The following is a 22,616-nucleotide window of genomic DNA, read 5'->3' on the forward strand; positions in this document are numbered from 1 at the left end:
CTGGACTAGCCGGTGGTTTTGGAAAAAGGACGGCCGCCATTGCCCTCAGGAAAATCCTTCTGGCTGATGCGACTCCGATCATCCCTGCTCCTTGCCCGAAGTACGCTTGGCGAGGCCGGTCGGATTTACTCTCGTAATTCGATAAAAGCCAAAATACTTCTGCAAATTTCTCGCCGCTGCAATCGTGTTAGCAGGCCCTAATCCCCGATCACCAGCCGGAGAGTCTAAATCCTGGTGAACCCCTGCCGGTAAACTAAGAGTGAGGTATTACGTGCGTCGGTTGCTTTTCGTCCTATTGGTCTATTCGGTAACGCTTGCTTGGTCAGACGTCAAAGCGCAGGAAGCGTCCTCTGCCCAGTCAACGCCTGGGGCCCAGCGGGATTCCGCCCCCATGGAGCAGGATGCGGTGTCGCCTGAGGTCGCGAAAGCGGAAGCCGCTATCGTCAAGAGCGATTGGACGACCGCCGAACCAATCCTGGACTCTTGGCTGGCTTCGCATCCCGCCGATGCCCGAGCGCTTTTCGATGCCGGATACATCGCAGACGCCCAGGCTCGCAATGATGACGCAGCGACGCTCTACCGCAAAGCCATCGCAGCCAACCCGAAAAGCTTTGAGGCGCAAATCTCTCTTGGGCTCCTGCTCGCACGAACTGGCAAGCCCTCCGAGGCACGGCCCGTATTGTGGACCGCGACCACGCTGGACCCCGGCGCAGCCGAACCTTCCTCCAAAGCGAAAGCCTGGCGTGCTCTGGCGCGCATCGATATAGCCGGTATCGACGGAAAGCCCGACCCGGCGCAGGCCTCCATCGATCTGCTCGAGGCGCTGAAGCTGACTCCTGAAACTCCGGAAGACACCCTGATGGCCGCAAATCTGGCCGATGCCAACGGCGATGCGGCAGGCGCTGAGGCCGCCTATCGAAGAGTGCTCAAGTCGATCCCTGATTCAATCGCCGCTGTATCGGGGCTGGCCCACCTGTTGATTGCGCAGAAGAAATATCCGGAAGCGGAAGAGATTCTCCAGCCCGCGCTGAAGAAAACCCCGGACGATCCCGCGATGACAGCGCAATTGGCAGCCGTCTACGTCGCCGAGGACAAGGCTGACGCGCTTCCCATGCTGCAGCAATTCCACGAAAAGCACCCCAAAGATGTTGCGATTACCCGAATGCTGGCACAGGTCGAGGCAGACGCCGGGGAATACGCCGACTCGGATCAGCTCTACGTAACCCTCTTGGCAGCCAGTCCCCGGGATTCCGATCTATTGGCCGGTCATGGGCAAAATCTCATCCGTTTGCGCCGCTACCCCGAGGCGCTCAAGGCATTTCAGACGGCGACCGAGATCGACGAAACCAACGGAGAAGCCTGGAACGGGCTTGCATTTGCAGCATTTGAGACCCATCAACCCACTATCACACTACACGCTCTTACAGCGCGATCAAAATATCTGCCGGATAGTACCTTTATATACTTCCTATGGGCGACTGCATACGATACTCTTCACGACAAGAAGCAGGCCGTCGCCTACTATCACCGCTTTTTGGATTCGGCAACAGGAAAATTCCCCGATCAGGAGTGGCAGGCGCGACAAAGATTGGCAATTTTGGAGAAAACTCCGTAAACAGCCGATGAACTGGATTAACCGTGGGGTGTCACCATGCGTTACGCTCTTCCCGTCGCCGTTGTTACCCTCCTGTTCGTGGCTTCCCCGACTCGCTCGTTTTCTGCATCCTTCGACGAAAAGCAGCCTGACCCACAAAGCATCGCCGCTCTGGAGTTGAAGGCCAGCACAGCACCGCCCAAAGAGCAGTGCTTTCTATATGCCGAGCTTGTCCACGAAATGATCGAATATTCGTCCGCGCAGTATGCAGCCGGAGAAAACAACAAAGCCGCCGACACCTTAAAGCATGTCAATTTTGTCGCGCAAAAAATTCACATGATGGTAGCGAACGACGAAAAGCGGCTTAAAAGCGCCCAAATCCTGCTCCGCCACACGGCCTTTCGCCTCAACGAATTGCTTCACGCCAGCTCGATCGAAGACCGTCCCCTAATGGAGCAGGCTCTGGCCCAGGTGAATCAGGTTCAGACTGAGACGATGTTGCAGGTCTTTCGCAAATAGGCAAAGTTCCTTGCAAATCTGCCTCGCGGTCAAACGCGACGCCACTGCGGGTCGACAAACAACCCGTCAATCTCGGCAAGTGGCGAATAATGCGAGCCATGATGCAGTTGTTTGTAGAAAGCCATGGGTAGAAACCCGAGGCTCTTTAGAAAGCCATAAACCTCTTCGAACTGAGGCGCTCCCACATACGATTCAAGAAATTGCAGCTCTATCAAGAGAAAGTGTATTCGGTGTTCCTGAAGCATCCCGATGGCACCCTTCAGAACTTCATAATCGAACCCCTGTGTATCAGACTTGAGAACATCAATCCTCGTGATGCCCGCCCGGTGGCAATAGCTATCAATTGTATTGATGTCGACCATTACCTGCCCCGTCAATTCCCGGCTTCCGCCATCCTTGCCAGTCGGCAAAAAAGAGCTGAAAGTTGGATGCACATTCTCAAATAACAACCGCTGGTCGGGATGAGCCCCGACGGCAAAATTATTCAGGATCAGATTGGGTATCCCGTTCGTCCTCTGTTTCAGTTTCTCGAAGGTTGCAGGACTTGGTTCGAATGCATGAATAACGGGAGAATTAAATCGCTCGTGAATCGAGGCTACGGTTTGGCCGACGTTCGCCCCCACGTCGAACAAGATAGGGTTCGTTGCAACATCGAGTAAATAACTCAGATCTCTGTACGGATCATGGCCCATCTCATCGGGCTGCCGGCGGCGAAAGTCGAAGCCGCGCTGCAATAAGGCTTCCTTGATGCGTTTCTTCAAGGTCATTGGCATACAGGCCATCCTCTACTCACGCTTTAAACGGAACATCTACCAACAGTCTTCTTCACGGTTCTCGGTTTCGACATGATTTATATTTCATGAATTCTGCATCGAGATTATACCAAGGCCCTCCTGAAATCTTATTGAGATCTGGAGAAAAGCGCGGAGCACAGTGCTGGGCCCTTGCGTGCAGCAGCCGTGCGGCTTTAGGATATGCGGCACGGCTATGAAATTGAGAAATTTTCCCGCTGCCGTATCGCTTGCTCTCTTCCTCATGGTGTCTACCTGTTTGCAGGGGCAGCGTGTTCGAACCGCTACCCTGACTGAAACTGAGATCGAACAGGTCCGCGAAACTGCCATTTTTCCCAATGAACGGGTCAAACTATACACCAAGTTCCTGGACGACCGAGCTGACCATATCAAAAGCCTTACCGGACGGCCGAAGTCTGCACAGCGAGTCTTGAAGCTGGATGATTTGCTCCAGGACTTCACGGCTTTGATGGACGAAACCGGAAGTAATCTCGACCAGTACTCCGATCGCCACTCCGATATTCGCAAAGCCTTGAAGACGCTGACGGACGACACGCCGCGATGGCTTAATATACTGCGGGTCTTACCCGGCGAGAGCGGCTTCGACCTCGCTCGCAAGGAGGCGATCGAGAGCGGCGAGGAGCTAGCCGATCAGGCAACGCGGCTTCTGCACGAGCAGAATGACTATTTCGCGATCCATAAGGATGAGAAGGATCAGGAGCGGAACGACGATCAGGTCAAACCAGACGCGCCGAAAAATTGATCGCTATCCCAATAGCTTCATCAAGCCAGTCGGCGGCAGATCCGGGACCAGAAACTTCCTCCGGTCGCCAAGACTGCTGCACAACGCTTCAGCGGCCAGGAAGCCGCTCCGCGCGGCAGATTCCATCGTCGAGGGCCATCCGGTAGCCGTCCAATCCCCGGCCAGAAAGCAGTTCGGCCACGGCGAGATCGCGCTTGGCCTTGCACCGTCAACACCTGGTGGAACTCCAAAAGTCGCCCGCATCTCTTTGATGAGCGCGGATTTGACAAGTCTGGCCCTAGCAGCCTCCGGAAAGAACTCTGCAAGCTGGCTGGTCGCCCGACTCAGAGCCTGCTCCCGGCTAAGCGCGGCAAATTCTGTCGAAGCGCTGACCACAAGCTCGATGTAGCTGGCCTTGGAGTCACGCAAAGGCTGCCATCGTGACTTGTGGTACATCCAGTGAATGTCACGGTCGAGCAACACCGCGTGGTCAAGTTCTGTAATTTCGCGGTCGTACCAGAGATGCATGCTGCAAATTGGCCAATGCGCCAGAGTCTTCATGCTCGTGGCAAGTTCCGCAGCCGCGGGGTTGGCAGGCAGATGAGGCAGCAGCTTCGCCGTCGCCTCGAATGGCAGCGCCAGCACCAGCATCTCGGACCGGAACTCGCCGCCCTGCGTCTGAATCGTCCAGGTTCCATTCGCAGCATCCCAGTTGGCAGACTCGACATTTGCGTTGAATTCGATCCGGCCACGACGGGCTTCAAGATACTTCTGCGCGCCCAGGTAGAGTTCGCTCAATGGAACGATACTCATTCCCATGCTTCCCGCCGCAGGCGAATTGAGAAACAGCTCCCGGATGACCTTCGTCGCATACGGCAGGCTGATCTGGTCCAGATCGGCATTCAATGCGCTGGCAATCACCAGCCGCCAGAAGCGATCGAGGGCTCCGCGGGACTGCATGTGCGTCTCAAGCCAATCGTAGAGGCTCCGGTTGGGGTCGGACTTCAGGCCAAACACTTTCCCGGCCATCACCGAGGAGAAGGCGAAGATGAGCGAGAGCTTGTCCGCGAACGAAAAGCATTTTGAGCTGAGAATCGCGGGCAGACCATGCATCGGCGCAGGCAAACCGGATGGTTGCAGCACCGAGCGCCGCCCTCCTGGCTCGATCAGCGTCATCCGGCTGTCCCAGAAAATCCTGTCGGCAACGCCAATCCGCTCGTAAAAGCTGACGAGATTGGTGCAGCACCCGAAGAGCACGTGCTGACAATTATCGATCACTTCACCAGTGCCGGGATGCAGATACGACGAGGCACGGCCGCCCAGATACCCTCGACGTTCCAGTACCGTCACCTGAAATCCGGCATCCGCCAGAGCGCACGCTGCCGAGAGGCCTGCAACGCCGCCGCCGACCACGGTAACGGTGCTCGCGGTTTTCTGCGTTGGCTTTGGAGGCTCCGCGGAGTGAAATGCGTTCAGGCTGAATGGGCGATTCGGGAGACTGGCCATAGTTACTACTTCGAGAATAACGGCCCAAAGAGCCGAATTGCTCCCATCCGGAACATGCCTGCAGTGAGAATCCCGATTTTGTGCACTGTGGGAACGCTGGCCCGTTTCGAGAAGACATCGTAATCGGCCTTTTCGATGCGCTTGAGCAACTGGTGATAGATGGAAACCAGCACCCACAATGCCGGACGGCTCTCCGCATCGATCAATGGAAGCAGTTCCTGCGCCGAGCGGTAATAGCTCTCCGCGCGATCAGCGATCTCCCTGAGAAGCGCGCGTTCTTCCGCTGTAATAGTACTCTTTCTATGAATAAGCTGGTCGACCGTCACGCCATGCCGAGCCAGATCTTCGAGCGGCAGATAGATGCGGTTGCGCTCGGCGTCCTCGGCCACATCGCGCAGAATGTTGGTTAGTTGAAACGCAATGCCCGTCTCCTCGGCCAGCTTCTCGGCACGCGGGTCCGAATAGCCGAAGATCCGAATGCACACCAGGCCAACCACCGATGCAACCAGGTAGCAGTAGCGATAGAGGTCCGCGAAAGTGGCGTAGGTGTCCGGAGTATCGGAGGAAGCCGCGTCGAGATCCATCGTCGTTCCGGCAACAAGCTCGTCAAGAAGGCTGAATGGGATTTGGAATCTCGCAGAGGCGTCGCGAACAGCCATAAACACGGGGTCGTCCGTCCTTCCTCCGCTCCGCGCCACATGCCACAACTTCAGCCACTGACCAAGCTGTATACGCCGCTCTTCGCGGGAAAAACTCTCATCGTCCGAAAGATCGTCGGCCTTGCGCATGAAGGCGTAGATGGCGCAGATTGCATTTCGCCGCGCAGGCGGCAGCGCGACGAAGGAATAGTAGAAATTCTTGGCCTCGCGCTTTGCGATGGCCCTACAGAGTGCGTACGCCTCGTCCAGATTTGTTGAGGTTGCGACCGGCTCACCTTGCCGATTCGCTTGCGCCGTTGTCATGCTGCTTTACTCTTCAATCGCAGGCCGGGTAGAAACTTGCCGGAGACGGCGCGCAAGGCGAGTCCAATCTTGGTCGTCTTGGAGATGTCCGGACGAGCGGACAGGACATCATAGTCGCGTTGCTCGATCGCGCGAAGAATCTCCAGTCCGCCGCGACTGAAGAGATCCAGGTCCAGCGCCAGTTCGTTATCCACCATGCCGATCAGAGGAATTCCACCTTCAAAGAGCGATCTGGCGTAGTCCACCTGCTCACGCAGCAGAGCCTTGAATTCTGGCGTAGCGACTCCTGCCGCAATCGTCTCTTCGGTCACTCCAAAACGCTGCATCGCGTCCTGCGGAATATAAATACGGTCACGCTGCCGATAATCGCTGGCCACGTCCTGCCAGAAATTCGCCAATTGCAGCGCCGAGCAGGTCAAATCCGAAAGCCGAAAGCGCTCAGTATCGGAATAGCCACAGGCATACAGCACCAGTCGCCCGACCGGATTCGCCGAATAACGGCAATACGCCAGCACTTCCTCCATATCGCGGAATCGCGTGACGGTTTGATCTTGTTTGAACGCTACAAGCAGATCGGCAAAAGGCTCTTTGGGAATACCGCAGGCCTTGATGGTCTCCGCCAGCGCAACAAAAACCGGATGACGAGCCATCCCGGCATAACAGGCATCCAGCTCCTCGTTCCATTGGTCCAGCAAGGCCAGCGATTGCTCGCGATCCCCCGTCTCATCGCCCAGATCATCCGAGACCCGGCAATACGCATAGATGGCGTGAAAATGCGGGCGCAGTTTCTTCGGCAGAAACCATGAGGCGACGTGGAAGTTTTCGTAGTGTGTTTCCGCCAGATGCTTGCACCAAGCCCGGGCCTCATCGAGTGACGGAGCAACGGATGGAATACCGTAGCTGGCAGGTAGCGCAGCCCAGCCCTTCTGCCGCAGATCACCTTGCAAAACTTCGCGGTCTTGCACCGGATTGGAAACAGAGCTCACAATCCCTATGGTAACGCTTCGACCTTCCCCGCAGCGGGTTCTAAACCTGATGCAGGCAGGATAGCAGTCTTGATCTGATTACCCTGGCTGCCGCGATTGAGCAGTTGCGCAAACGCCCCGTTCAATTCACTCAACGGAGCGTGTCCGGTAATGAAAAGACCTGCCTTGAACTTCCCGCCCGCGATGAGCTCAAACGCATCGCGGCAGATCGCCGGCGTGTGGTGAAAGGTCGCTTTCAAAGTCAAGTCGCCGTAGTGAAGACGATTGGTATCGAACTGAACCTTCGTTCCAGTCTCCGGGCCACCGAAGAAGTTCACTAGACCACCGTTGCGAACCATCTCCACAGCCTGCTCCCACGTCTCCGGCAGAGCTACCGCTTCAATTGCAATATCTACGCCACGTTTATCGGGAGTTAGGTCCCGAACCGCACTGACAGCGTCCTCAGCAATGGTCGTCTGAACGATGTGGGCCGCACCAAGAGCCCGGGCAATAGCAGCCTGCGCATCATGCTTAACCACTGCGATCACCTTGCATCCGGCCAGCGATGCAACATGCATAATCATCAGCCCCAGCGGGCCGCCGCCGATCACGGCAACCGTATCGCCGGGCCTCGGATTCGAATCCTGAAAACCGTGCAGCGCGCAGGCCAGCGGTTCCGTCAGCGCCGCGTGTTCCAGCGAAACGTGCGGCGGCACCAGCATCGTATTCTTCGCGACGATGCGGGCCGAGATGCGGAAATACTCGGCATAAGCGCCGTTATTGAAGAGCAGGTCTTCGCAAAGATTCTCCTGTGCGCGCTTGCAGAAGTAGCATTCACCGCACGGCGCGGAGTTGATCGGCATTACCCGGTCACCGACCGCGAAGTTAGTAACGCCCTCGCCAACCTCCGCAACCACCCCCGCCAGCTCATGTCCAAAGAGCGCCGGCGGATGGATCATCTTGGCGTGATAGCCCCGGCGAAAGACCTTCAGGTCAGTGCCGCACGTGAGTGCGGCGGATACGCGCACAATCAGTTCACCGGGTCCGGCGTGAGGCACGGGAACCTGCTCGATGCGCACATCTTCCTGACCATAGAGGACAGCGGCGAGCATGGTTTCGGGAAGGCTATCCGGGATGATCTCGGAGAGAGATGCGGGGAAGACTTCGGGCACAGTGAGAGACATCGCGTCTATGCTCCGGTTTCAGACGTTTCATGTTCGATCATGATTTTCATCGAACTGGCACAAGGGTTAGATGCAACTTGAATAGCTTCGACGGCCTGCTCCAGCGGAAAGCGGTGAGAAATAAGGCGGGTCAGATCGAATCCATTACGGTAGCCATTGAAAACAAGATCCTCGACTTCATGCTCAATATCAATAGAAGAGGAATAGGAGCCCAGCAGGAATTTCTCGTCCATGCAGACCGCGGCGGGATCGAAGATCGCCTCGCCGTGCTGCGTCTGCGCAAAAAGCAGCACTTTTCCGCCCGGCCGAACCGCCTCCATCGCGGTGCGGATGAGTCCATTGCCGCCGACCGCGATTACGACCGCGTCCGCACCACGTCCCTCGGTGGCTTCCCTGGCGCGAGCTGCCACGTTCTCGGTAGCTGCGTGGATTGGATGTTTGAGGCCAAATCCGGCCGCAATGGAATGACGCTCAGGGTAAAGATCCGAGGTAAGTACATTGGCGCCGGTTCGCAACACCAGCGAAGCCCACAGGATTCCAATCGGACCCTGGCCAATCACCAGGACGGTTTCATCGGGCTGGGGATTGAGCGACTTGACGCCCTTGAGGACGGTGTTGACCGGCTCGACAAAGGCCGCCTGGTCAAATGGAACTCCATCCGGAATGCGAACCACGCCGCCATCTCGCACAATCCAATCCATGACGCGAACATACTCGGCGAACCCGCCGCCCGAGGGCTCAAAGCCTGCCGTTACCCCTGCAGGCTTGTAAACCGGGCATTGCGCGAAGGTCTTTTTCCGGCAGTAGTAGCAGTCGCCGCACGGAACATGATGGAAGACCATCACCCGTTCGCCAACCTCGAACTGATGCACTCCCGGCCCAATCGCGGCAATCGTGCCCGCCGTCTCGTGTCCAAAAATGCGTGGCGCTGAATGCGATCCACTGTGAATCTTCTTGAGGTCTGTTCCGCAGATGCCGCAAGCGGCGACCTTGATGAGAATCTCGCCTGCGCCAATCTCCGGCACCGGCACTGTCTCAACACGCACATCGTTGATGCCGCGGTATACAGCCGCGCGCATGGTTGTGGGAATGGCGAGAGAATTCGTCGTTTCCTGCGATGCTGTCACAGTGCTCATATGATCCGGTCCCGATGATAGCGATGATTTTGGATATGCGCCTGAATCTCCGTCTGAAGGCGCTCCGCTGCTAGTTTACTGCTCTTTGCCATAGTCATGACAGGTGACCATAGCTTTGGGCGAATTGCGACATGAAGACCAAATGCTGCTTCGCGAAACTGTCCATTGGCCGTGGAGAATCGCTCCATGCGAGGCAACTCGAAATCAGCAGCGTCTGAGATTGCCTTGATTGCGAAAAACGGCAGTTCGCGGGACCGTGCGATGCGTCCAACCGCGGCAGCTTCCATATCCACGGCACAGGCGTAATAACTGATCCCGAGACGCTGTTTTTCGACCGCGCTCGCCGGGCTCGCGACCGTCACCAGGATATCGGGCGTCTCCACAGTCGCCGGTTCGGCAATAAAAAATCGCTCGCCCGTCTTCACGTCGATCACAATCTTCGGAAAGACAACATCGCCGATTTCGAAGCGATCATTGCACGCACCGGCCCACCCCACCGAGATCAGCTCCGTCGCCGGGCCAACCTTCAGCGCTGCCTCGACGGCAAGCGAGGCGCGATGAATTCCCATTCCAGCGCAAGCCATGATCGCGTCGTCGTTCCAGTAGACGTGGACGTGACGTGCAGCGTCTTCCGCGCGCTGCCAGCCTTGCACCAGAGAGGCGATCTCCCGTTGCAAGGCGGCAATGAAAATCGGGCGCGGCTTGAGGCTGGTCGTCATCAAGAATACCCAGATGTGCGGGAAGTCGATGAAGGCGCATAGCCATTGTTTCGAAACCACTCAATGGCCGCGCGCATCGCGGGATAGACAGGAACGACTCGGAAGCCCAGTTCCTGTTGCGCGTGAGCAGAAGAGGCATACATCTTCTTGCGGCCCATGCGGACTTCTTCGAGCGTAGCGCGAGGTTCCTTCCCAAGCAAGCGGCCAGTGATGTTTTCTTCAAAAAAGGCGTAAATCGCCGCCACTACGAACGGAATCTTCACCGTCGGCGAAGGAATTCCGGTGATTGCGGACATCTTGTCGAGAATCTGCTTGAGCGTCAGGTTCTCGCCGCCCAGGATATATCGCTTTCCGGGCGTGCCGACTTCAAGCGCCGCTACATGCGTACGCGCAACCTCGTTTACGTCAACGAGATTCAAACCGGTGTCGACATACGCCGGAAACTTGCCGTTGAGGAAATCGACAAAAATGCGCCCCGTCGGAGTCGGTTTCGAATCGTGCGATCCAATCGGCGTCGTCGGGTTGAGGATCATCACCTGCTGGCCAGTTTCTGCCGCGGCAATGGCTACCTGCTCGGCCAGAAATTTCGACCGCTTGTAGTGTCCAACCATCTTCTCGATCGACACCGGTGTGTCCTCGTTGATGATGACGCCGTCGGATCGGAAGCCCATGGTCGCCACGCTGGAGGTGTAAACGACGCGGCGAACGCCTGCTTCGCGAGCCATCCGCAAAAGCTCCCGCGTTCCGTCCACGTTGGCCCGGTACATTGCCTCAGGATCAGGAATCCAGAGCCGGTAATCGGCCGCTACGTGAAACACCGCATCGCAGCCCTCAAGAGCCGGTCGGATCGTATCCGGGACAGAAAGGTCGCCTGTATGGGTCTCGCCCGAGATGCCCTCAAGATTAGCCAAGTTGCTTGTCTTGCGGACCAATAGCCGCAGGTCTGCGCCCTGAGCGGCAAGTTCGCGAGCCACATGATGGCCCACAAAACCGGTAGCGCCTGTTACAAAGACTTTCATAGCAAAGGACAGGGATCAGGGATCAGGGAAAAGGGAATAGAAAAAGCGCTCCCTCGTGCAGCGCAAAAATTTTTGTGTCTCACTTAAGCTATCATCCTATTCCCTGGTCCCTATTCCCTGCCTCAATCCAGCGCTTCGGGATGAAGTGCGATATTCTTCTCGCCTGCGGCTTTCTTTTCGGCATACTTCTGCAGCCACGCCTCCCAGTGCTTACCTGCCGCGCGGTCTTTGCCAGTGAACTCAATGCGAGCAATCTCCGCATAACTCACCTTGCGCTTCTCCGGAGCATTCGACGCAAAATACTGGATGTAGGAATCGGCAAGTCCGCTGCCCGTGTGACGGTTGAAGACATACGCTTCCACGCGTTCGCCATTCTTGAAAGTCAGCGAGATATCGCCGCGATAATCGAAGGCCTTCTCCAGTGCGATGCGCAGATCTTCTTCGCTGGCCAGCTCCGGCACCCAGCCCTCGAGATTTTCATAAGCGCGCCCGTCGACAACTTCCAACTCGTCGACATTCACGGGATGAGCGGCATTCGCAACGTGCTGAACAGGCTGGCTCATGCGCGTGTCTCCTCAAGCCGGCCGACCGCCTGCGCCGGAGCGATATTTTCAATCTTGACAAAGTGATCGTGCTGCGCGGCAAAGGTCGTGTGATTGTTGAGCAGATCGAGCGCGCCTTTATCCTCGTATGTGCTGAAAATCGCAGCCTTGGCCATGGCGAAGAAACCGCTCAGACTTCCAAAGCCGGCACTGACCGCCGTAGGCTCGTAGCCGCAGCTCACCATGCAGTTGGCGCACTTGGGATTGCCGCTCGCCGTCCCGTAGTTATTCCAGTCAGTAGTGTCGAGTAGTTCCTGGAAGCTATCGGCATACCCATCCTGCAGCAGATAGCAAGGCTTCTGCCAGCCGAAGATGTTGTACGCAGGCGAACCCCACGCCGTGCACTCATAGTTGCGCTTGCCCATCAGAAATTCGAGGAACAAGGGCGACATATTGAACTTCCACGACTTCTTCCGGTTCGAAAGAATCGCGCGGAAGAGCCGCCGCGTCTTGGCGCGTCCCAGAAAGTGCTGCTGATCGGGAGCCTTTTCGTAGCTGTATCCCGGCGAGAGCACAATACCCTCGACACCCATCGACATGACTTCGTCAAAGAATGCGCGAACCGAGTTAGGATCGGTCCCGTCAAAGAAGGTCGCATTCGTCGTGACGCGGAAGCCGCGCTTCACCGCTTCCTTGATCCCTTCTACCGCCAGATCGTATCCGCCCTCGCGGCACACAGACATATCGTGGTGCTCGCGCTGGCCGTCGAGATGTACCGAAAAAGTCAGGTACTTCGAAGGCGTGAACTCATGCAGGCGCTCCTTCAGCAGGAGCGCATTGGTGCACAGGTAAATGTACTTCCTGCGCGCGACGAGGCCATTGACGATTTCGACGATCTGCGGATGCAGCAGAGGCTCACCGCCCGGCAGCGAAACCATCGGCACGCCGCATTCCTCGACGGCGGCAAAGCATTCCGCAGGGCTGAGCTGCTTCTTCAAAATGTGCGGCGGATACTGCACCTTACCGCAGCCAGCGCAGGCAAGGTTGCACTTGAAGAGCGGCTCAAGCATCAGCACCAGTGGATACTTTTTGTTTCCCGCAAGCCTCTTCTTGAGGATGTAGGTCGCTACAGTCCACATTTGTGAGATGGGTACGGCCATCGTTGAAACCTCCTGCGCCTTTTCGGCTTGTTATTTTCGCTTCTTGAGCAGACTCGTTATGCTGCGCTTTCCATGGCCCGCTTGTAAGTCGTCAATGCCAGGAGCGGGAAGTAATTACGATACATGTGATAGGCAAGATAAAAGACTCGCGGGAAACCGGTGCCGGTATAAAGCGCCTGGCGTGTCGCGCCTTCGCCGGTCGACTCATCCCACTCTCCATTCGGCTTCTGCCGCTCCAGCAGCCAGCGAATACCCTTGGCAACCGAATCACTCCGATTGTCCCCCGCAGCTAGGAGTCCAAGAATCGCCCATGCCGTCTGCGAAGGTGTACTAACTCCGATGCCGCGCGTATTCGGATCGTCGTAACTCTGGCAACTTTCGCCCCAGCCGCCATCAGCATTCTGCACCATGCGAATCCACTCGGCAGCCTGTTGAATCTGCGGCTCGTGATTCCAGACGCCCATGGCCTCCAGGCCGCGCAGTGCAAGGAACGTCCCATAAATGTAGTTCACGCCCCAGCGGCCAAACCAGCTTCCGTCCGACTCCTGCTCGCGGAAGATGAACTGAATCGCCTTCTCGACACGCTTGTCTTCTCGCGTGTAGCCGTAGGTCGCAAGCATCTCCAGAATGCGCCCGGTCAGATCGACCGTCGGCGGGTCCAGCATCGCATTATGATCCGCAAACGGGATGTACTGGAAGATCATTTTGGTATTGTCTTTGTCAAAGCTGGCCCAGCCGCCGTTCTTGCACTGCATGGCAAAGAGCCACTCGATCGCGCGCTGCGACACATCGTACTGATAGCGCTCGCGCGGATTCTCAACCTTGCTCAGCGACAGCAAAACCTGCGCCGTATCGTCTGTATCCGGGTAAAACTCGTTGTTGAATTCGAAGTACCAGCCACCCGGCTCGGCATTGCGCACCTTGACCGCCCAATCGCCCTTATGCCGCACTTCCTTGGCCAGCATCCAGTCGGCAGCCTTCAGCATCCGCGAATCGGTCTTTGGAATCCCAGCCTCGCCAAGAGCGAAGACCGCGTAGGCCGTATCCCACACCGGCGACATACAAGGCTGCATTCGAAAGGTAGGTTCTGAGTAATCCGGTACGCCGGCATCCTCGATGCCCAGCTTTTCGAACTCATCTCGCGCGCGGATCACCTGCGGATCGTCATCCGAATAGCCCAGGCAACGCAGAGCGATAATCGAGTTCATCATCGCCGGATAAATCGCGCCCAGACCATCCGACATCTCCAGCCGTTCCAGCATCCATTTCTCGGCCTTCTTCAAGGCCAACTTGCGCAAGGGCCTGATGTAAACGGCCTCGACGATGTGAAACGCTCGGTCCGCCAACAGAAAGAAATTGCGCCAACTCACCAACTTATTGCGATCCATCCGCAAGCGCAGATTGGCATTCTCGCGGCCGCCCACAAAGAGCTCGTCGATTCCCTGCTCCGCCGTAATCTTCTTGAACGGCTTCTTGGCATAAATGATCGACAGCGGAACCAGAATCGCCCGCGACCACGAAGAAATCTCATAGATATTGAAGTAAAACCAGTTCGGCGCCAGCACAATCTCCGGCGGAATCGCCGGAACCGCGTCATAGTCATACTGGCCGAGCGCGCAAAGATAAATCTTAGTGAAGGTGTTGCACGCCACCACGCCGCCGTTTTCGAGAATCCAGGCGCGCGCCCGCACCAGGATTGGATTCTCCGTGCCTATACCCATCAGCTTGCAGGCAAAGTAGCACTTAACGGCCAGCGAAATGTTCCCTGGCCCACCCGGATAAATGCTCCAGCTTCCGTCCTCGTTCTGATAGCGCAGAATCTCAGTGAGCGCACGCTTCATCCGGCTCGGATCGCCGCTTTCAAGCAGCACATGCAGGAAGATGTAGTCGGCCTCGAGCATCGAGTCCGCTTCCAGTTCGCCACACCAGTAACCGTCCGGGTGCTGCTCAGAGAGAATGTGATCGCAGGAGCGGCCAACCGCCGCGTCTACCTGGGAGAGATCCGCGTCAATCCTGCCAAATCTGGGTGCACGGTCAAACCGGGATGCAGCGGGCTGTGTTTTCGACTTGAATGTGCTCATGCGTCTCGATTTCGCCGGAAACAAAAAACCGGCCACTGTACAAGACACCCGGATTGGGGTGCGGGATTCGAATTTTGCGAAGCGAACTCTATCGCACCGGAATCGGTTGGGCGCCACCCGCGCCACCGATAGCCTGAATAATCTCAGGCGGCAGCCCAAAGCGAACATTCTCCGGCATGACTTCCACTTCTTCGACGCTGGAATAGCCGTTTAGTTGCAAATAGTTGATGACATCCTCCACAAGAACCTCGGGAGCGGAAGCTCCAGCGGTAACTGCCACGGAGTCAGCACCTTCCAGCCATTTCGGATCGATGGCTGCGGAGTTATCAATGAGGAACGCCTTCGTGCCCAGATTGTTCGATACCTCAACCAGCCGGTTCGAATTGGAACTGTTTGTCGAGCCCACCACCAACACCAGGTCTGCTCCCGGAGCGACATTACGCACCGCAACCTGACGATTCTCCGTGGCATAGCAAATGTCCTGCGTATGAGGACCGACAATATTTGGGAATTTCACCTTGAGCGCATGAATAATATCTCGCGCCTCATCCAGCGAAAGCGTCGTCTGCGTCAGATACGCCACGCGATCCGGGTCAGGAACCACCAGCGCCTCGACTTCGGCGACATTCGAAACCACCTGTGTCGCCTCCGGAGCCTCCCCCAGAGTGCCCTCGATTTCATCGTGATCGCGATGGCCGACCAGCACCAGCGAGTAGCCCTGCTTGGCGAATTTGACCGCCTCCACATGGACCTTTGTCACCAGCGGACAGGTCGCGTCGATCACCCTGAGGCCGCGCGCCTTGCTTGCTTCGCGCACCGCAGGCGAAACGCCGTGCGCCGAATAGATCACGCGCTGGCCCGCGGGAACTTCCTCGATCTCATTGACAAAGATCGCGCCCTTTTCCGCCAGTTCGTTGACAACAAAGCGGTTGTGGACAATCTCGCGGCGCACGTAAATCGGCGCGCCAAAGGTATCGAGTGCGATTTTCACAATATCGATCGCGCGCACGACACCGGCGCAAAAGCCGCGTGGTTTGAGCAGCAGAACGCGCTTCTGGCCAGCGATCTTATCGGCACGGCCAAGGTCGGAGATGGTTTCAGTGGCTAAGAGTGTCACTCTGCAAGTATACCAATTAGTTAGCTTCGCTCACACTAAGGATTCACAGCCGGGGAATTCAGGCAGCTAACGGTCACTGATTTAGTTGAGCGGGAACAATCAAGAAAAAGATTAGCGACCCGCTAGTTTGGCCGCACTCGAGGCCGAAGGTTTCCGAGACCTAGGCTCTGTCGCATCACATGCAGCCTCTCCAGCCAACGCGGGTCATTCCGGTTAAGCCAGACCAGAACGCACGCCCCCGCCTGATTGATTCGTTCGCTACGCACACCGTGGTTGCCGACCAGATCCACCAACTCGGTCGCAGTGAATTCCAGAATTGGCTTGAAAAGGGGCAGATTTTTTGCAATCTCGTCCACTGATCGATTATGGAAAGCGCAAGAGTGGGCGGTGGGGGTGAGCGCTAGACCTGAGAGCGAGCTTAAAGTCCCTCCGTGAATGTTGAACCTACTGAATATCTCGTAGAGCTGGGTCGACGATTTCCCTATATTGCCGCTCATTGCGGCGAACCGATACTTTATCCCGTTGTCTTTTAGTCGCTTAGATTCGCGAGGATCGGCTCCTATGATAAAGGCCTTCTTGAACTCGAGGGACTCCACCTCGTCACGGTTCAGAAAGCGCCCCTTCGCCGGGTCTCGGACAAGATGACTGGCCATTGCGAGATGCTCAAGGGCACGACGTCCAGACGCCGCAGCTTCGTGTACCACACCACGGGTCAACAGGTACATTAGCATTCCTATTGACTGCGCTGCCCCACCAATCATCGAAACTACCCACGCCTGATAATTCGGGCCGTAGGATTTCCCGCCGTCGTGTAGAGAATTCTGGATGTCGTGCAGGTATTCCTGCAGCCAAATGTACCAAACGCACATTTCTACAAAATCTTCTCGGCAGGTCTGCTCCATAAGTGAATCAAACAGCTTCCGGTCGGATGTGAATGTGTTAGTAAAAGCGTCAAGTGCGTGAGATGGCGAACTCATTCGATCCCTCTTTATCTGTGATCTCTACTGACACCGGAGCGGAGTCGTCTAGCAAAACGCGCAATTTGGCAATCCGAGATTCCGCCTTACCGGCTCGCCGCAATCATCTGGCTGGCGTGCTGCTGGCTCGCCTCGGTAACTACCGCCCCGCTTAGCATCCGCGCAACTTCTTCAACCCTCTTGCGTTCGTCGAGCAGACGCACCTGCACCTTCGTCCGGCCATGATCCTCGCGCTTTTCGATCAAGAAATGCTGATCCGCAAAAGCGGCAATCTGCGGCAGATGCGTCACACACAACACCTGCTGTGCCCGGCTCAGCATCTTCAGCTTCTGCCCAACCGCCTCCGCAGCGCGGCCTCCGATGCCAATATCGATCTCGTCGAATACGAGCGTTCGTGGAGCGACGTTGCGCTGGCGAGGCTTCCCGGCGCCTTCCTCGACACTGACTTTCAACGCCAGCATCACCCGGCTCATCTCACCGCCCGAGGCAATCTCATCCAGCGGCTTCAGCGGCTCGCCAGGATTCGTGGCAATCTGATACTCCACCGCATCCCATCCGTGCGCCGCCCACGACGATTCCGCCAGTTGCGGTGCAACATTCACCTCAAATCGCACCCTCATGGCCAGATCGTTAATCTGCTTCTCGGCCAGCTTGGCCAGTTTCGCCGCAGCAGCGGTGCGGCTCCCGCTCAGAGCCTGCGCCGCCGCAACATATCGCGCCCGTGCATCGACAACGGTCGAGCGCAATTGCTTCAGAATCTCATCGCGATCCTCAACCTCCGCCAGCTTCTGCGCGACATTCTCCCCAAACGCGATCACCTCCGCGATGCTGTTGCCATATTTGCGCTTGAGCCGGTCCAGCGTGACGAGACGATCCTCAATCTCAACCAATCGCTCGGGCGACGCCTGAATGCCCTCCGCGTAATCCCGCAACGTGTCGGCGAGATCATCGACAATCGCCCGCGCCGAGGTCAACTGCTGCACCGAGTCGGCAAACTTGCTGTCGTACCGCGCCAGTTCTTCCACATTGCGCAGAGCCGCGCGCAGCGCAGACTCCGCTGAACTGGACCCGTCATACAACTGATCGAAGGCCCCCATCGCCGCAGCGTACAGTTTCTCCGCATTCGCCAGAACGCGCTTCTCGTTCTCCAGTTCCTCGTCTTCGCCAGCAACAAGCTGCGCCGACTCGATCTCCTTGCGCTGGTAGCTCCAAAGATCGACCATGCGCAGCCGATCCTGCTCACCCTGCTCCAGTTCCGTAAGCTTCCCTACGGCCTCGCGCCAGCGGCCAAAGGCCTCGGCAACCGGCGTAGTGTCCAGGCTGGCGAAACGGTCCAGCAACATCCGCTGTTGCGCTTGGTCAAAGCTGCTCAGCGTCTCGCTCTGGGCATGAACCAAAGCCAGCTCCGGCGCAAGCAGCTTCAGTACGCTCACCGTAGCAGGCTGGTTGTTCACAAAGACGCGGCCCTTGCCATTCGCGAGAATCTCCCGGCGCAGAATGATCTCCGAGCCGGTCGAGTCGATCCCGTTTTCCTCCAGAATGCCATCAGCCGCTGCCGTCGCCTCGAAGACGCAGGAAACCACCGCCCTGTCCGCGCCATGGCGAACCACATCCGCAGATGCCTTCCCGCCCATCAACAGCGCCAGCGCGTCCACCAGAATCGACTTGCCCGCGCCGGTTTCACCGGTGAGCAGGTTGAGCCCGGGGCCGAAAACGGCAATCGCATGGTCAATGACGGCGTAATTTTCGGCGCGCAGTTCCACCAGCATAATGAACTCATTCTCCGCTATTTTTGAGCCGTCCGCAGGCCGCCTTCGGGATAGCCAGAAACAGGCTGAAAAAGCGGGATTCCGAGCGCAGCATACCATGACGCCGCGAGGCTTCAGCCACCAACCGCGCCCCGTGAACCCGCCGAGGAACCATGTTGCCAACTTGGATACTGCCCTTCCCATCTGCTAGCTTTTAAGTTGAGGTATACGCCGATTCTTGCCGCTACCCTTGCTTTTTTCCTTCAGTCGGACACTCCGCCGCCCACCCAGACCGTCGGGGGCAGCGCACTGGTTGAAATGCTCCAGAACAGCGGAGCCGTCGCCCTGTCCGTGCTTCTGGTGCTCGCCATCGCCAGCATTTACTCCTGGACGCTGATCTTCGCCAAGATGAGCAGCTTTTCTAAAGCGACCAAGCAGAGCCGCCGATTCGTCCGTACATTCCGCAAGGCCACCCGCCTGCAGGAGATCGCCGCCGTCACCAGCGATTACCAGCCAAGCCCTCTCGCGCTCGTCTTCGACGAAGTATACGAAGCCTATAAGCGCCAGACCGGCGGCTACGGTCCTCCGCGCAATGTCGCGCCTCTCGAACGCTCCGCGCAGACCGCGAGCAGCGAGGCCCTCACGCGTCTGGAGCAGCGCCTGACCTGGCTTGCGACCATCGCCTCCTCCAGTACCTTCGTCGGCCTTTTCGGCACCGTCATGGGCATCATCGATGCCTTCCACGGCCTTGGCACCGCCGGTTCGGCCACCCTCCGCGCCGTCGCGCCCGGCATCTCCGAGGCGCTGATCACCACCGCCGCCGGCATCTTTGTCGCCGTTCCGGCCGCCGTCGCATACAACCAGTTCACTGCAAGACTCCGGATCTTTGCTTCGGGAATCGACGATTTCTCCCGGGAATTGCTGAATTCTCTCGAAGAGATCCCGCAACGATCCGCCGTTCCGCAGGCCTCCGCGCAGGGCCAGCGAGCAGTGACTTCGATGGACAGAGAGGTTTAACGTGGCCTTCACCAGCAGCAACGGACGAACCCAGACCTCCCTGGCCGAAATCAACATCACGCCACTGGTGGACGTTGTTCTGGTGTTGCTCGTGATCTTCATGCTGGCCGCGCCCGTCCTGCAGTCCGGAATCGAAGTCTCCGTTCCCAAGACCCGCACCGTCAAGGAAGTGACGGAGTCGCGTGTCGTCGTGACCATCGCCAAAGATCAGACTGTTTATCTGGGCGACAAGGCGATCAATCTCCACGATCTGCCCGTGAAGCTCCAACAAACCGGCCACGACCCCGCGCACCAGGTCATTTACCTGCGCGCAGACGAGCGTGTACCGTTTGGAGTCTTCGCAGAAGTCATGGACGCCGTGAAGCAAGCGGGAATCACCAATATCAGCATCGTCACACAGCCGCTGGAAGCAAAGGCAGGAGTCGGCTTGTAGCAATAGGCCGCGGATATCGACCATGAGCAACGTAATGCACGTCGGAGGGCAATTCGAACCAGAATTCGTGCGCGAGCCGATTGGCAAGCACATGGCCTTCGCGGTGTTCTTTCACGTCTTTCTGGTCGCTGCGGGATTGGGATTCGCCTTACTTTCCGGTTTATTTCCGCATAACAACTGGGGCGGCAACAACGACGGCGGAGCCATCGCTGTGCAGCTCGTCAGCAACGCCCTGCCGTTGCCAGCCGATCGTCCTCCAAACGACAACGTACTCTCTACCGAAACTCCCAGCGAAGCGCCCGCGCCGCCCGCGCCGAAAGCCAAGGCCACCGTCGACGAGACGGCAATTCCGATCCCCTCAAAGATCGAGGCTCCGAAGAAGCAAGCCCAGAAAAAGCAGGAAGCCAGCCAGCAGCCCAAGCCGGTGATCCCTCCGCCCATCGCCAAGGTCTCACCGCATCCCCAGCCCCCTCCTAAACCGGACAATCGTGCCCAGTACGGCGAGCAGTCCTCCAGTTCGATGGCCCGCACAACCCAGCCCACGACCACTTCCGCCAACGGCCAGGTAGCCGTCACTGCCGGAACCCGTGGCTTCAACTACCCGTATTACGTCGAAACCATCCAGCGTAAGGTCTTCGAGAACACCCGCATGGGCGAGGTTGACCCTCGAACGCCCAAAGGAACTCGAACCTACATTCTCTTCACCGTTCGCCGCGACGGCACGCTTGCCAACGCGCAACTGGACAAATCCAGCGGCAGCCCAACCCTCGATCAGGCCTGCCTTCGCGCAGCGCGGCGTGTTGACACATTTGGACCTCTACCTTCGCCGCCAAGCGATGGCAACCTCTCGGTTTCTTATTATTGTGATTATGATCAGTAATTGTGTCCGGTTTCCCATGCAAGCGCCGGTCTCAAGAATCGAGCCTTGCTTTAGAGCCCTGGTTGAAGCCAGGAGAAGGACAAATCCCTCATGACAGCATTGTTTCGCAATCTTCCCCGCCTTTTGGCTGCGATGGTCATACTGCTTGCCTTGAGTTCTCAAACTACGGCTATGCACGCGCAGGACTGGGTTCGCACCGGTAGCGGCCTCTCCAATCAGCGCATTCGTATTGCCGCAGCAGATTTCAAGCCGGTCGGCAACGACCCCCAGACGCCGGAATTTAAGACCATCTTCGACGCCACCCTCTTCAGTGACCTCAGCAACGCTGGAGTCTTCGACATGGTGTCAAAGAGCATGGCTCCTACCGCCACTCCCGGCTCGCCGCAGGAAATCAGCCTGCCGCAGTGGGCCGCCGACCCCGCCAATGCATCGATGGTTGCCCTGGGGGCACTCTCCGTCACCAATGGCCGCCTCTCAGTCTCCGGATGGGTCCTCGATGCGAAGAACGCGGGCAGCCCACCAGTTCTCGGAAAACAATACGGCGACGGAGCCAGCCAGGACAACGCGCGCGCCATCGCCCATCGCTTCGCCGACGACATCATCGCCCGATTGAGCGGTATGAACGGAATTGCCGAAACCAAGATCTACTTTGTGAGCGCTCGCACCAGCACCAAAGAAATCTGGGCGATGGATTATGACGGTCAGAATCAACACATTGTCACCAAATTGGGTAGCACTTCCCTCTCTCCACGCATCTCACCCGACAACACCCGGGTAGCATTTTCTTCGATTGGAAAAGAGGGTTGGGCAATCCGCATGTATTCGCTCGAACTCGGCCGGATGGTTGCCTTCCCCGGCGGAGCCGCAGGCGGAAGCAACTTCTCTCCTGCATGGTCAGGAGACGGAAGCAAGATTGCCTTCTCTTCCTCGCGCTCCGGTGATCCAGAAATCTGGGTCGCGGACAGTACCGGAGGCAATCTCCACAAACTCACCTCCTTTCACGGCCCCGACGTCGCGCCGACCTGGAATCCCAAGACCAATTCACAGATTGCCTGGGTAAGCGGCCGCACCGGCCTGCCGCAGATCTACACCATGGACGCGGACGGCGCCAATATTCAGCGCATGACCGACGGCGGCTACGCGATTTCCCCCTCCTGGTCCCCAAGCGGCCAGTTCCTCTCTTTCTCATGGAATCGCAAATACGGTCCCGGCGCACCCGGCGGCCAGGATATCTATGTGATGGACATTGCATCCAAGCGCTGGCTGCAACTCACGCACGATGCAGGCAGCAATGATTATCCGAGCTGGTCGCCCGACGGACGGCATCTCATATTCGAACGCGCCATCGGTGGGCGGACCGAAATTTGGACTATGCTTGCAGACGGCACGGAACAGCATCAGCTCACCCACTCCGGGAAGGACTTCATGCCCAACTGGAGTTGGAAATAACTCAGTCCCAGCGCACGTTCCTGGGGCTCGCACGACAGCACGGTTCGACAATTCAACAGATTGAAAAATTCGTTT

The 22,616-nt window shown here is 57.6% G+C and carries 21 protein-coding genes; 7 read left to right on the forward strand and 14 right to left on the reverse strand.

Translation table 11 applies throughout. The features are described from left to right. Positions 1-271: 271 nt before the first annotated feature. Together OHL23_RS11770 and OHL23_RS11775 are read left to right on the forward strand one after the other, a co-directional pair. A complete protein-coding gene (locus OHL23_RS11770) occupies positions 272-1,615 on the forward strand; it encodes a tetratricopeptide repeat protein (protein WP_263352078.1) in 1,344 nt (447 codons plus the stop codon). A 36-nt stretch (positions 1,616-1,651) separates the two neighbouring features. After that, positions 1,652-2,113: a hypothetical protein gene (locus OHL23_RS11775; protein ID WP_263352079.1), complete on the forward strand. Its 462-nt coding sequence runs from the start codon at positions 1,652-1,654 to the stop codon at positions 2,111-2,113. Positions 2,114-2,142: 29 nt separating this feature from the next. On the opposite strand, the gene OHL23_RS11780 is transcribed toward OHL23_RS11775, so the two are convergent. Further along, entirely contained in the window at positions 2,143-2,886 is a 744-nt protein-coding gene (locus tag OHL23_RS11780; protein ID WP_263352080.1) for an FkbM family methyltransferase, read from the reverse strand. A gap of 214 nt (positions 2,887-3,100) precedes the next feature. On the opposite strand from OHL23_RS11780, the gene OHL23_RS11785 reads away from it, so the two are divergent. Further along, positions 3,101-3,667: a hypothetical protein gene (locus tag OHL23_RS11785; RefSeq protein WP_263352081.1), complete on the forward strand. Its 567-nt coding sequence runs from the start codon at positions 3,101-3,103 to the stop codon at positions 3,665-3,667. 3 nt (positions 3,668-3,670) lie between these two features. Here OHL23_RS11785 and hpnE read toward each other — a convergent pair whose 3' ends face one another. From hpnE to recN, 13 genes are all read right to left on the reverse strand, one after another. Next, complete coding sequence (gene hpnE / locus OHL23_RS11790; RefSeq protein ID WP_263352082.1) at positions 3,671-5,152, reverse strand: hydroxysqualene dehydroxylase HpnE; 1,482 nt, start codon at positions 5,150-5,152, stop codon at positions 3,671-3,673. A gap of 5 nt (positions 5,153-5,157) precedes the next feature. Next, the gene (locus OHL23_RS11795; protein WP_263352083.1) at positions 5,158-6,114 is read right to left on the reverse strand and encodes a phytoene/squalene synthase family protein; all 957 of its coding nucleotides are present in this window, start codon (positions 6,112-6,114) and stop codon (positions 5,158-5,160) included. Continuing rightward, complete coding sequence (gene hpnC / locus OHL23_RS11800; RefSeq protein WP_263352084.1) at positions 6,111-7,100, reverse strand: squalene synthase HpnC; 990 nt, start codon at positions 7,098-7,100, stop codon at positions 6,111-6,113. The genes OHL23_RS11795 and hpnC overlap by 4 nt, the downstream gene beginning before the upstream one ends. Before the next feature lie 5 nt (positions 7,101-7,105). After that, positions 7,106-8,263: a zinc-dependent alcohol dehydrogenase gene (locus tag OHL23_RS11805; RefSeq protein WP_317891677.1), complete on the reverse strand. Its 1,158-nt coding sequence runs from the start codon at positions 8,261-8,263 to the stop codon at positions 7,106-7,108. A 5-nt stretch (positions 8,264-8,268) separates the two neighbouring features. Continuing rightward, positions 8,269-9,399, reverse strand: coding sequence for a zinc-dependent dehydrogenase (locus OHL23_RS11810; RefSeq protein ID WP_263352085.1), 1,131 nt, complete (start codon positions 9,397-9,399; stop codon positions 8,269-8,271). Continuing rightward, positions 9,396-10,118 (reverse strand): phosphorylase family protein, encoded by a 723-nt coding sequence (locus OHL23_RS11815; protein WP_263352086.1) that lies wholly within the window; start codon positions 10,116-10,118, stop codon positions 9,396-9,398. The genes OHL23_RS11810 and OHL23_RS11815 overlap by 4 nt, the downstream gene beginning before the upstream one ends. Then, positions 10,118-11,137 carry a hopanoid-associated sugar epimerase gene (hpnA, locus tag OHL23_RS11820; RefSeq protein WP_263352087.1) on the reverse strand — a complete coding sequence of 340 codons (1,020 nt, stop codon included), beginning with the start codon at positions 11,135-11,137 and terminating at the stop codon, positions 10,118-10,120. Before hpnA ends, OHL23_RS11815 begins: the two co-directional genes overlap by 1 nt. Positions 11,138-11,259: 122 nt before the next feature. Further along, positions 11,260-11,700: a hypothetical protein gene (locus OHL23_RS11825; RefSeq protein ID WP_263352088.1), complete on the reverse strand. Its 441-nt coding sequence runs from the start codon at positions 11,698-11,700 to the stop codon at positions 11,260-11,262. After that, complete coding sequence (gene hpnH / locus OHL23_RS11830) at positions 11,697-12,839, reverse strand: adenosyl-hopene transferase HpnH (protein ID WP_263352089.1); 1,143 nt, start codon at positions 12,837-12,839, stop codon at positions 11,697-11,699. The genes OHL23_RS11825 and hpnH overlap by 4 nt, the downstream gene beginning before the upstream one ends. A gap of 56 nt (positions 12,840-12,895) precedes the next feature. After that, a complete protein-coding gene (shc, locus tag OHL23_RS11835) occupies positions 12,896-14,920 on the reverse strand; it encodes a squalene--hopene cyclase (RefSeq protein WP_263352090.1) in 2,025 nt (674 codons plus the stop codon). 88 nt (positions 14,921-15,008) lie between these two features. Further along, entirely contained in the window at positions 15,009-16,013 is a 1,005-nt protein-coding gene (locus tag OHL23_RS11840; protein WP_263353228.1) for a 4-hydroxy-3-methylbut-2-enyl diphosphate reductase, read from the reverse strand. A 146-nt stretch (positions 16,014-16,159) separates the two neighbouring features. Beyond that, the gene (locus OHL23_RS11845; RefSeq protein WP_263352091.1) at positions 16,160-17,014 is read right to left on the reverse strand and encodes a hypothetical protein; all 855 of its coding nucleotides are present in this window, start codon (positions 17,012-17,014) and stop codon (positions 16,160-16,162) included. An 86-nt stretch (positions 17,015-17,100) separates the two neighbouring features. Next, on the reverse strand, positions 17,101-18,783 hold the full coding sequence (recN, locus tag OHL23_RS11850) for a DNA repair protein RecN (RefSeq protein WP_263352092.1): 1,683 nt from the start codon (positions 18,781-18,783) through the stop codon (positions 17,101-17,103). Positions 18,784-18,981: 198 nt separating this feature from the next. Here recN and OHL23_RS11855 point away from each other — a divergent pair, with 198 nt between their 5' ends. The 4 genes from OHL23_RS11855 (at position 18,982) to tolB (ending at position 22,541) form a co-directional block, all read left to right on the forward strand. After that, positions 18,982-19,779: a MotA/TolQ/ExbB proton channel family protein gene (locus tag OHL23_RS11855; protein ID WP_396127336.1), complete on the forward strand. Its 798-nt coding sequence runs from the start codon at positions 18,982-18,984 to the stop codon at positions 19,777-19,779. 1 nt (position 19,780) lies between these two features. Continuing rightward, the gene (locus OHL23_RS11860; protein WP_263352093.1) at positions 19,781-20,212 is read left to right on the forward strand and encodes an ExbD/TolR family protein; all 432 of its coding nucleotides are present in this window, start codon (positions 19,781-19,783) and stop codon (positions 20,210-20,212) included. Positions 20,213-20,234: 22 nt separating this feature from the next. Next, positions 20,235-21,092: a TonB family protein gene (locus OHL23_RS11865; protein ID WP_263352094.1), complete on the forward strand. Its 858-nt coding sequence runs from the start codon at positions 20,235-20,237 to the stop codon at positions 21,090-21,092. A gap of 90 nt (positions 21,093-21,182) precedes the next feature. Further along, positions 21,183-22,541 (forward strand): Tol-Pal system beta propeller repeat protein TolB, encoded by a 1,359-nt coding sequence (gene tolB / locus OHL23_RS11870; protein WP_263352095.1) that lies wholly within the window; start codon positions 21,183-21,185, stop codon positions 22,539-22,541. The last annotated feature ends 75 nt before the right edge of the window (positions 22,542-22,616 follow it).

Origin of the sequence: Acidicapsa acidisoli, assembly GCF_025685625.1 — a bacterium.
Classification (GTDB): domain Bacteria; phylum Acidobacteriota; class Terriglobia; order Terriglobales; family Acidobacteriaceae; genus Acidicapsa; species Acidicapsa acidisoli.

Coding starts and splice junctions, on each gene's coding strand:
- OHL23_RS11775 (WP_263352079.1), top strand. CDS start 1,652: ATGCGTTACGCTCTTCCCGTCGCCGTTGTTACCCTCCTGTTCGTGGCT.
- OHL23_RS11780 (WP_263352080.1), bottom strand. CDS start 2,886: ATGCCAATGACCTTGAAGAAACGCATCAAGGAAGCCTTATTGCAGCGC.
- OHL23_RS11785 (WP_263352081.1), top strand. CDS start 3,101: ATGAAATTGAGAAATTTTCCCGCTGCCGTATCGCTTGCTCTCTTCCTC.
- hpnE (WP_263352082.1), bottom strand. CDS start 5,152: ATGGCCAGTCTCCCGAATCGCCCATTCAGCCTGAACGCATTTCACTCC.
- OHL23_RS11795 (WP_263352083.1), bottom strand. CDS start 6,114: ATGACAACGGCGCAAGCGAATCGGCAAGGTGAGCCGGTCGCAACCTCA.
- OHL23_RS11805 (WP_317891677.1), bottom strand. CDS start 8,263: ATGTCTCTCACTGTGCCCGAAGTCTTCCCCGCATCTCTCTCCGAGATC.
- OHL23_RS11810 (WP_263352085.1), bottom strand. CDS start 9,399: ATGAGCACTGTGACAGCATCGCAGGAAACGACGAATTCTCTCGCCATT.
- OHL23_RS11815 (WP_263352086.1), bottom strand. CDS start 10,118: ATGACGACCAGCCTCAAGCCGCGCCCGATTTTCATTGCCGCCTTGCAA.
- hpnA (WP_263352087.1), bottom strand. CDS start 11,137: ATGAAAGTCTTTGTAACAGGCGCTACCGGTTTTGTGGGCCATCATGTG.
- OHL23_RS11825 (WP_263352088.1), bottom strand. CDS start 11,700: ATGAGCCAGCCTGTTCAGCACGTTGCGAATGCCGCTCATCCCGTGAAT.
- hpnH (WP_263352089.1), bottom strand. CDS start 12,839: ATGGCCGTACCCATCTCACAAATGTGGACTGTAGCGACCTACATCCTC.
- shc (WP_263352090.1), bottom strand. CDS start 14,920: ATGAGCACATTCAAGTCGAAAACACAGCCCGCTGCATCCCGGTTTGAC.
- OHL23_RS11845 (WP_263352091.1), bottom strand. CDS start 17,014: ATGAGTTCGCCATCTCACGCACTTGACGCTTTTACTAACACATTCACA.
- recN (WP_263352092.1), bottom strand. CDS start 18,783: ATGCTGGTGGAACTGCGCGCCGAAAATTACGCCGTCATTGACCATGCG.
- OHL23_RS11865 (WP_263352094.1), top strand. CDS start 20,235: ATGAGCAACGTAATGCACGTCGGAGGGCAATTCGAACCAGAATTCGTG.
- tolB (WP_263352095.1), top strand. CDS start 21,183: ATGACAGCATTGTTTCGCAATCTTCCCCGCCTTTTGGCTGCGATGGTC.